The following is a 10,369-nucleotide window of genomic DNA, read 5'->3' as shown; positions in this document are numbered from 1 at the left end:
CAAAACTCGACATTCGGGCTATTAACGAATCTTCAAGCCAGATTTTTATTTGTATCCGTCTGGCTTTTCCATTTCATCAGAATCTTGGGCAGGTTCATATTTTTTGCGTTTTACAAATCCGCTGTCAAAATAGAAAGTTACAGCTTTGCATTCAGAGCGGACTTCATCAATTTCATCTCGCACAAGAATTTTTGCGCCAGGATAAACAGTTCCGCTTGCATTAACACACCCAACAACTTTTAGTTCCCTATTATGAGCGTTGATTTCATTAATTTCAGTTGTCATTTTTTCACTTGAATCCATCAAATCAACACGCTGATTTCTTAAGTTCGCAAGAGTTTCCTCTTTTTCCTTTGGAAGTGAACGGCGCACTTTTTTCTGGTTTTCCAGCGTTGAAATATTCAAGTCAACTTCTTCAAGCTGCTTAACAACATTTGACTGCATTTCCTGAAGTTCCTGCAACCTAAGTTTTGCCTTTGGATCAAAACCAACTTCGAGAATCGTTTCTATTCCGCCGCCAGAAGAGCCAATGTTTTTCGCAGTAATTTCCTCTGTCGCAAAAAGATGTCCGCCAATAATAGAAGCTCTCTTTCCCTTCAAGAGAATTTTTTTCATCGCAGTAACATTGCTGTTCATGATATTGTCGTTTACAACAACATATTCTTCCGCTGTAACTTTTACATTCTGAAGGAATCTTGCCCAGACAGATTTGCTTGTAATTATTTCGCCCTCATCACGACCCATCACACCTTGAGAAATAACAATATCGCCGCCAGCTTCAATATGGCAGTTTCCAACAGAACCATAAATTTCTATGTTTCCGTCTGCCTTTATGCTGAATCCATCTTCAACGTTTCCGCGGCAAACAACAGTCCCCATGTAAGTTATGTTTCCAGATTTAATGTTAACGCCTGGAACTTCGTAAACTTCTTCAACTGTAATTTTGTCGCCAACCAAAGTTACGTTTCCGTTTTTTTCTGCAATAACAGTGCGTCCATCTGAATCAAGCTTTGTGTTTTGTCCAAGCGGAATCGGAATGTCTTTTCCATTTTTTGCTTCAAGATAACGGCCAAGAATAGTTTTTCCGCCTTTTCCGCGTAGAGGAAGAACTTTTACTGCCAAAGGCTGTCCAACAACAACGTTTTGAATAAGGTTAAGCTCTTTAAAGTCAACCTGGCCATTCGCAGTTTCCTTTAGCCTAAGTTTTGTCTTGTCAGTTTCGAATTTGTAATCAATATATGCGTCAGTTCCATTAACAGGAAGAATCGCCGCCGCAACTTCATAAGGCATATTGTAAATCGGATTATCAACAAACGAAATTATTTTATCTTCTTCAATTCCAGCGACAACACCTTGCGTTTTTAAAGCATTCTTTATATTCTCTGCAGAAATTTCAGAACCGCCTTGAGACGGAGGTGAAACAGTAATGGTTGCCTGCATTTCATCCTTGGAAATATCTACAGCCATAACAGCGTCTCCTGCCGCAACATGGGTAAAAGTTCCAACTTCCATATAGCTGTTGTCTGTGCCGTCTTCCGCAAGTTTCTTTAAAAGCTTTTCATCAAGCGAAGTATTGTCAGGCCGCCGGGCTTCATTTATAAGATCCGATGCTGAAACTGGAGTTCCAGAACCTTTTGGCAACGTAACTTTAACAAATATGCGCGAGCCAAATCTATGCACATAGAACATTCCGTCAACTCTTTCATTTTCGGCATTGCCTGAGCTAGCCTGATCACCTGCAAGAGACGCAGCTTCTTTTTCTTTTTTCTGACGAATTACAGTAGGATTTTCATATACACGGATTCTCCAAGGCTTTTTCATAAGGCCAATAATGCCTTGGCTTCCCCTTTCTATAACTTCATATTCAAGGTTGTTTTTTTTTGAATCAAGCTGAACAGCCGCATCATCAAGACATTCATCCAATGTGTCTGCTCGGACTTCAACAGTATGAATGTCCTTGTCAAAAGCAAGCTGCTTTTCCATGTCTATTCTAAGCTTGTCAAGAGTTACCATAAGACCTCTTAAAAAATTCCTTTGCGGACACTTGTAAGTTTTGCGCGCAAACGTAAATTTGCCTTTGAATGAAGCTGACTTATACGGCTTTCACTTACATTAAGAACCTGACCGATTTCCTTAAAAGACAAATCTTCGTGGTAGTAAAGAACAATCACCATTTTTTCATTTTTAGGAAGTTCATTTATAGCCTGAATTATAACTCTGCGAATTTCTTCACGCTCAACGATAACATCAGGATTAAGGCTGTTTGGAGCTTCAATACTGTCCCCGATTGAAACATGCTCGCTTTCATCTCCTGAATACCAAACATCGTTCAGAGAAAGAACACTTGTTCCGCTTACTTTCATAACAGCCGACTGATATTCAGCTTCCGTCATGTTCATGGCTTTTGCAATTTCAGCGTCAGAAGCAGTACGTCCAAGCTTAGATTCAAGCTCAACAATTGTGTCTTCTATTTCACGGGACTTTTGTCGCACAGAACGTGGAACCCAGTCTAATTCTCTAAGCTCATCAAAAATCGCGCCTCTTATGCGTGTTGTTGCATAAGTCTTGAATTTTACACCTTTATCAATATCAAATTTATTTATGGCATCCAAAAGTCCAAACTGCCCGAATCCAACAAGATCATCAAATTCCACACTGTCAGGCATTCCTGTGGAAACTCGTCCTGCAACCCATTTTACAAGGGGCATATACTGACGAATCAAACGGTCTCTTATTGCGACAGATTTGCTTTTTTTATACTCATGCCAAAGTTCAGCTTCTTCGTTTTCATCTAAAATTTGATTTACCATGTATCCCACACCCTTGCTAGAAGACCTTTAGAAGTTTCACTCCCAAAGATTTTCGTTAATATCCCCATATTACATTTCATCTTTTTTTAGCAATGTCCTTATTGCGCTTGCAATTGTCTTTGTATCCTGTTCTACAGAAACTTTTCCATCTGTAGGCGCAGAAGGAAGCTTTTCCGAAGATTCAGTTTGAGCAAAATCAGAGTCATTTATAACGCCTTCATCATCATCTGATTCCCCAGAAAAAACACCAATATCAGGCAAAGCATCTATTTCCTGCGACTGGACAGTTTTTTCAGAAGACGCAGCCACGGGCTTAGTTTCAGGCTCAGTTTTTTCTATCCCGCTAGAGTCCACAACAGGAACTGCATTTTCTACAGGCTCATCAACAGAAGAATCCTCTTTTTGCATAGAATCAGCTGCAGAAGCATCTTCCGTTTTTTCTTCTGTTTTTGAAGCCGTTCCTACAGATCCGCCGCCATTAAAGAAATTTTTATTTGCGCTCACATCAAAACTTGGAGCAGCCTCATCTTCTGTAAGATTTTCATCGTCTATTGTAATATTCACAACAGAACCAGGCTTTGAAACAGGCTTTTTTCCAGCCTCGTCTTTTGAATCGGATAAAGTTTCAACAGAAAGAAACTTTTTATTCAAAAATCCTGCCGCAAATGCCAAAAGCGCAAAAACCACGGCAAAAATAATTCCGCGGAAAGAAGCAACAAAAAAACGATGAGTAGAAATAATGCTTATAAGGAAAGACAGAACAAATCCAACACCAGCAGAAGCAGCTACATTTTTTAAATTGAACATGTTCTTTCCTCCCGTTTATTATATTCTTATAGATTAAGGCAAAACACCTCTAAGGTCAAGATTTATTTTTTCTTGCCCCCAAGGAACTTCTTAAGAAAGTTTGAAACCCCTGCATCCGAGGGAATATCAGTTTTTTCTATTCTGCCCACAATATGCTTTAGGCAAACAGCAGGCTTGGAAGTCGGATTTATAATCATAAAAGGCTTTTGGCGTATAACTGAAGCCTGAACAACAGGATCATCGTAAACAAATCCTATATATTCAACTTTATAATTCAAGAACTGCGCTACAATATTTATAATCAAATCTGAAATGCGCTTTCCTTCATCAGAAGAATGAACTCTGTTTACAAGAAGCTTTAAATTTATCTGCCTGTGAAGAAGCTCTGTTGTGATTATTTTTATAATTCCATAGGCATCGGTAATTGCGGTTGGCTCAGGAGTTGTAATTACATAGACTTCATCAGCGGCAGCAAGAAACTGAAGAACATTGTTTGAAATTCCAGCTCCAGTATCTATTATGATAATGTCGGCATTTGAAAGAGAAGCAAATTCCTTTGCAAAGTAGTCAAGCTCGTCATTTGAAAGATTTGCAATTTTAGAAAACCCGTTTGCGCCCGCAATAAATTTAAAGCCAAATTCCGTATCCAAAATTATTTCATTCATTGTTTTCTTACGGTTTATTACGTGCATAAGATTGTACTGCGGAACAACGCTCAAAAGAACATTTACGTTTGCCATTCCCAAGTCGCCGTCAATAAGTATGACTTTTTTTCCAAGCTGGGAATATGCAATCGCCATGTTTACAGCTATATTAGTTTTTCCAACTCCGCCTTTTCCGCTTGTTATGGCAATTATTCTTGTTTTATGTGGAGCCGCCGGTCTAGCGAAATTATCTTCATTCATAAGAGCGCGCAATTCTTTTGCCTGTTCTTCCATTTATATTCTCCTATTGCCCTGATTCAATTTTTAGATTACTCTGCTTCTTTATCGGCAGTTCCGAACTTTTTTTCAATATGTTCTGCGTTGATTTTAAATCCCGAAAGATTTTTTAAGAACCATTTTGGATCCGCACGCTGAATTGTATTCAAAACATCCTGGCCTGTCGTAATCCATGACACGGGCTTGTTTTTTTCTGATAAAACGCTTATGACACGGCCAAAAGATGTGGTTTCATCGCATTTTGTAACGATTATGCTTTTAAAATCAAATCCTTCGTAATTGCGGATTATATTTTCCAAGTCTTTCGCGCTCACTCCAGCTGTAATAGCAAGGTAAACATTTTCGTTTAAATTCTTAACATTTAGAATGGTGCGCATCTTTGCAATGTTTTCATAATCATTCGGACTATAGCCGCTTGTATCAATAAAAATATAATCAGAATTAGAAACATAGTTGTCGCAAAGAATTTTCAAATCTTCAGAACTTTCAGCCTTGTCAACATTCACGTTTATAATTTCCGCCCAGCGTTTAAGCTGCTCAATAGCGGCAACACGCATCGTGTCTGTTGTAATCATGCGGATTCTAGGCGGATACTTATATTTTTCGCGGTTCTTTTTATAGTCGATTGAAATGCGGGAACTCATCTTTGCAACTGTAGTTGTTTTTCCAACGCCTGTAGGTCCAACAATTATAATAACTTGCGGCGCGGATTTTTTTTCTTCAAAAGCAATCGGAATACTCTCCCCGATCCAGTCCGCCACACAAGTCTGAACATAATCAAAATCATCAAGTTCTTCAAGGCTGAATTCGTTTTTCATTCTGGAACACATTTTTTTTATGTAAGACTTTGTAAATTCGTTTTCTTCAAGAAGATCCTGAATCTTTAGAATAGAAGGATGTTCCTTTTCTGCAGAAGTAGCCTGAACAATTGTTTTCATCTGCTCCTGCATTTCGTTTTTAAACTGATCGAACTGCTTGGTGAGCTGCCCGATCTGAAGATTATTTGTAACTGTTGGGTTTACTTTTGTTAAAAACTCATCGCGTTTTTGCAAGAAGGAATCCTGATGAGAATGCATTATAGGAGAAGAATTTTGAAGAGGAAGTCCGCCTGTTGAAGAAACTCTTGTGTAGCTAGAGCTTGCAGGATAATTAACTTTCTTTGAAAAAGCAACCTGATCCAATGAAGAATTTGTAACCTGGTATCTTAAAACAATTTGCTCACGCTGAAAAAATCCAAGGAATCCTGCAGAAAGCCTAGTTTTGCAGCCGAGCACTTGAAAGTTTGTTCCATATTTGTCGTAAAGTTTATCCATGCATTCATCACGGGAACGACCTGTAATGCTTTGGACATTTGTGTTAAGCTCATTATCAGCCATTTATTTCTCCAAGAGATTCAACTTTTATATTTGGCGAAGCAGCCATCACTTCGTTTATAGACAAAACAATTATTCCAGGCATTTCAAGCTCAGTAGAAGATTTTACAAGCCGGCGCACTTCAGACGGACACAAAATAATAGGAAGATAATTTCTTTCACGGACAGCGGCAACAGCATTGCTCATTGTAGAAATATAATTTCTTGCGTCAACAGGATCAAATGCAACAATAGGACCTTTTCCCGGCATATCTGCTCTATGGTCAAGAAGTTTCTGCGCAAGGCTCTGAGAAAGGTTAAGCACATGAAGAACTTTATTTTCATCCGCATACTGCTGGCAAATCTGTGCGCCAAGAGCCTCTCGCACTTTTTCCGTAAGAGTCCAAGAATCGCGTGTAAGTTTTCCGTAGTCTCCCAAAGTTTCAAGTATAACAACCATATTGCGGATGCTGACCTGCTCTTCAAGAAGATTTTTAAGAACAGCTTCAATTTCACCGTAAGAGAATCTGTGATCTCCGCTTGTAACTTCATCAACAACAACAGGATTCGTCTTTTTGATTTCTTCAATAATCGCGCTGACACTCTGACGGCTAAGAATTTTAGAAGCGTTTCGTCTTATAAGTTCCGTAAGATGAGTTGCAATTATAGTAGGAGCGTCAATCACCGCATAGCCGGCTTTTTCTGCTTCAAGGCGCTTTGAATCAGGAAGCCAAATTGCATCCATTCCAAACGCCGGGTCTTTTGTTTTTTCCCCGACAATTTCTCTGTCTTTAGGAACATTTCCAGTGTTCAGGCACATAAAATGCCCAAGCTTAAGCCGTCCTCTTCCAGCTTCAATTCCGCGGATTTTAAACGAATATTCTTCCGGCGAAAGTTCCATTTGATCCATAATATGAATCGGCGGAATAACAAGTCCAAGGTCAAGAGCAGCTTCACGGCGGATTCTTTTTACACGCGACATAAGTTCTGCGCCTTTTTCATCATCAACAAGAGGAATGAGCGCATATCCAATTTCAAGTGAAAGGTCGTCTAGTTTTACAACAGGAGAAATTTCTTCAGGACCGCCATTTCCTTTTTGCGGAGAATTTTTTGCTTTTTCTGCTTCCACCGCCTTTTGCTCTTCTTCTTTTGTCTTTAAGCGCGAAAGCCGAGTGCCAACAAAAACAAACAAAATTCCAATCGGAACAAGAGTCGCAGTTGCTCCATTATGGAACGCAATTCCAAGAGCCGCCAATGTAGCTCCAACAATAACATAAATTGTTCCATTTGCAGAAAACTGCTCTTTGAGCTGATCTGAAAGCAAGTCGCCGTCGTTGCTTCCTGTAATCAAAAGACCTGTTGAAAAAGAAAGCAGCAAAGACGGAAGCTGAGACATAAGACCGTCGCCAATCGTAAGCTTTGCGTAGCTGTCAAGAGCATCAGTTATAGAAGCTCCGGCAAAAGTTCCACTTATAATTCCGCCAATAAGGTTTACAACTGTAATGAAAATCCCAGCCTTTACGTTTCCGCTTACAAATTTAGAAGAACCGTCCATTGCAGAATAAAAGTCGATTTCTTGCCTAAGCTGATTGATTTTCAGTTCGCCTTCTTCTTCTGTAATAGAACCGTTGTTAATCTGATTTTGAATTGTAAACATTTTATTGTTCATGGCATCCAATGTAAAACGCGCAGTAACTTCGGAAACACGGTCTGCGCCTTTTGTAATTACAAGAACCTGAACAACAATCAGAATAATAAAAATTATAAATCCTATTAAAACTTTATCGCCTGCAACAATATTTGCAAACGCCTGAACCATTTCGCTCTGCCCAGCCATATGCCCAGAAGTTTTTACCGGATGAACAAGAATATTTCTAGTGGAAGAAATATTTATTGCAAGACCAAAAATAGTTGTTATAAGGACGACTCGCGGAAACGATGTAAAATCCGCAGCACGCTTCATATAGATAACGGTCAAAAGAATTATAAAAGAAAGCGCAAGGTTTATAACCATTGCAAGATCAATAAAAGCTGTTGGAAGCGGAATAAACATAAACAAAACAACAACGATAATGCCTACCGCCAGTGAATTGCGTAAAATAAAATTTAAAATACTACCGCTTGAGCCGCGCTTTTCCGCCATCGAGTCCCCACCCTAACTAAAAAGCTTCAATTTAGAAATATAATGTCTTTCTATTGTACTACAAAAAAAGAATTTTGAAAACGGCAAAAAGTAACTTTTAAATGGATTTTTTGTTTCTTTCCTTATTCATAAAGCCAACCTGGGCGTAAACAGCAGCAATAGCCCGCAAATAAGATGTAGGAATTATGTCGCCAACTTCGGTATCTGCATAAAGTCCGCGGGCAAGAGGGCGATTTTCAATTATCGGAACATTATTTTCAGCGGCGATTTTTTTCATTGTCTGAGCAGTATTGTCAGTTCCCTTTGCAGTAATCATCGGCGCGTCCTGTTGCTCCTGCTTCCACTGAAGAGAAACCGCATAATGCGTAGGGTTTGTTATTACAACATCCGACTCGCGGACAGCCTTTGGCATATTTTGTGAAAGCATTTCTTTTTGCGCGGATTCAAGCCTGCCTTTTACTTCCGGGTCTCCTTCGCTTTCCTTAAATTCCTCTTTTACTTCCTGCTTGGTCATTTTCATCTGCTCTTTAAATTCCCTGCGCTGCATTACATAATCGAACACGCCGATTACAATCAAAATAACAGCGGAAACAACAAGCAGCTGAGCAACCATTCCAGAAACAGAACGCAACGCTAAATCAACTCCGCCAGCCTTTAAAAATCCAAGAGTCTTGGCCAAATCCATGCGGATAAGAAGAACCGCAATTGCAACGATAACGGCAACTTTTAAAAGCGACTTTGCAATGTTAAAAAGTCCCATCATCGAAAATAAAGTCTTTTTAAAATACTCGCCGAATTTAGGAACAATTTTAGAAAATTTTGGCTCTATTGTTTTTGTTGTAAAAATGAATCCTCTATTCTGAACCAAATTTATTATGACGCCAGCAAGAATTCCTGCAAGCGACAAAGGAAGCACAATCGGAAGAAGATTCCGCAAAAAAATATAGTAAAATCTTGCATCGTCAATTTTTTGGGCAGTCACATTGTTAAAGTAAAAAATCATCATTTCGCAGATTTTGTCATAGAACCAAGGAGCCAGCAAAATAAGAACTGCGACAACAAAAAGAAAAACAACAGTTCCGTTCAGCTCCTGGCTTTTTGCAACGCGGCCTTCTTTTCTTGCTTTGCGGAGTTTCTGTTCCGAGGCTTCTTCTGTTTTGCCTTCATCTTCCGCGGCGAACCACTGCAAGTCCATTATTGCCCGCCTCCTTTAAGCCCGATAAAAAGCTTTTCAATTTCAAAAATTCCGCCTTTAAAGCAGCCTTCAAAAAACTCAATGAACTGAGGAACAAGAACAAAAATTAAAAAATATGCAGTCAGCATAAGAACAGGAAATCCTTCCGAAAGCAAATTCATCTGAGGAGCCGCCTTTGAAAGAATTCCGACTGTAACATTTATTAAAAAAAGAGATGCCATAACCGGCAGCGCAATAATCAGCGCATCCTTAAAAAGCAATGTAAGAGACTTCATCATAAATTCCGCAAGAAAACGTGAATTGTCTACTATGGAAATTGCGCTTATAATCTTAAAGCTTTCAGACATTCCCTTTAACAGCAGCATTTGAAGCCAGTTGTTCTGTAAAAAGACAAGCATCGCCATAAAATTAAAAAACTGTCCCATAAGAGGATTTTCAACCTGGCTAAGTGAATCGTAAACTTCGCTCGCGCTAAGCCCCATCTGAAACGCAAAAAACTGCCCGGCTGTGCTGAACGAAGCAAAAATAATCTGTACAAAAAAACCAAGGATTATTCCAATCATCGCTTCTCCGGCAAGCAGGAAAATATATTCAAGCGTAAAGTTTCCTTCAGGTGAAATATAATTTTTATATGAAGAAAAAATTCCGTCTGCCAAAGAAATCTGCGGAAAAATAAAAAACGCCATGTAGCCTGCCAAAGCGATTTTTGCACTTCTTGGAACAGTTCTTGAAGAAAAAAGCGGAAGCGTCATTATAGTGGCAAAGCATCTTACTGCAACAAAGAGAAAAACAGGCGCATCAGAAACAATCCGCTCAAGCATTCTATCTTGCCATAGCCGGAATCAAATCGAGAATTCCGCGGAAATATTGAGCCAAAGAATTAAACATAAATCCGCCAAGCAAAGCAATTACAAAAAGAATCGTAAGAAACTTTGGCAAGAAAGTAAGTGTCTGCTCTTGAATTGAAGTTGTAGCTTGAAAAATTGCAACAATAAGTCCCACCAAAAGAGCCGCGCCAAGAATAGGAGCACACATAAGAAAAACCTGCAAAATTCCACCGCGAACTAAATTATTAATAAGATTCAATGACATAATTTCCTCCCATTCAAAAGCCGAATGTC

Annotated in this window: 9 protein-coding genes; all 9 read right to left on the bottom strand. The window is 39.2% G+C overall.

Features of this window, described 5'->3' with window-relative positions:
* Positions 1-45: 45 nt before the first annotated feature.
* A complete protein-coding gene (locus B3209_RS00400; protein ID WP_296663569.1) occupies positions 46-2,013 on the bottom strand; it encodes a FapA family protein in 1,968 nt (655 codons plus the stop codon).
* 8 nt (positions 2,014-2,021) lie between these two features.
* On the bottom strand, positions 2,022-2,810 hold the full coding sequence (gene whiG, locus B3209_RS00395; protein ID WP_295799949.1) for an RNA polymerase sigma factor WhiG: 789 nt from the start codon (positions 2,808-2,810) through the stop codon (positions 2,022-2,024).
* Between the two features lie 69 nt (positions 2,811-2,879).
* The gene (locus B3209_RS00390; RefSeq protein WP_296663563.1) at positions 2,880-3,617 is read right to left on the bottom strand and encodes a hypothetical protein; all 738 of its coding nucleotides are present in this window, start codon (positions 3,615-3,617) and stop codon (positions 2,880-2,882) included.
* A gap of 62 nt (positions 3,618-3,679) precedes the next feature.
* Entirely contained in the window at positions 3,680-4,555 is an 876-nt protein-coding gene (locus tag B3209_RS00385) for a MinD/ParA family protein (RefSeq protein ID WP_273353563.1), read from the bottom strand.
* A 35-nt stretch (positions 4,556-4,590) separates the two neighbouring features.
* Positions 4,591-5,934 (bottom strand): hypothetical protein, encoded by a 1,344-nt coding sequence (locus B3209_RS00380; RefSeq protein ID WP_295799943.1) that lies wholly within the window; start codon positions 5,932-5,934, stop codon positions 4,591-4,593.
* Positions 5,927-8,053 carry a flagellar biosynthesis protein FlhA gene (locus tag B3209_RS00375; protein WP_296663559.1) on the bottom strand — a complete coding sequence of 709 codons (2,127 nt, stop codon included), beginning with the start codon at positions 8,051-8,053 and terminating at the stop codon, positions 5,927-5,929. The genes B3209_RS00380 and B3209_RS00375 overlap by 8 nt, the downstream gene beginning before the upstream one ends.
* A gap of 97 nt (positions 8,054-8,150) precedes the next feature.
* Positions 8,151-9,248 carry a flagellar biosynthesis protein FlhB gene (gene flhB, locus B3209_RS00370; protein ID WP_296663557.1) on the bottom strand — a complete coding sequence of 366 codons (1,098 nt, stop codon included), beginning with the start codon at positions 9,246-9,248 and terminating at the stop codon, positions 8,151-8,153.
* A complete protein-coding gene (gene fliR / locus B3209_RS00365; protein WP_296663554.1) occupies positions 9,248-10,069 on the bottom strand; it encodes a flagellar biosynthetic protein FliR in 822 nt (273 codons plus the stop codon). Before fliR ends, flhB begins: the two co-directional genes overlap by 1 nt.
* 1 nt (position 10,070) lies before the next feature.
* Entirely contained in the window at positions 10,071-10,340 is a 270-nt protein-coding gene (gene fliQ, locus B3209_RS00360) for a flagellar biosynthesis protein FliQ (protein WP_013701721.1), read from the bottom strand.
* Between the last annotated feature and the right edge of the window lie 29 nt (positions 10,341-10,369).

The organism is Treponema sp. UBA6852, from assembly GCA_002449305.1.
GTDB lineage: Bacteria > Spirochaetota > Spirochaetia > Treponematales > Treponemataceae > Treponema_D.
Note: the sequence above shows the minus strand (reverse complement) of the source record. Positions and strands in the feature narration are given on the sequence as shown.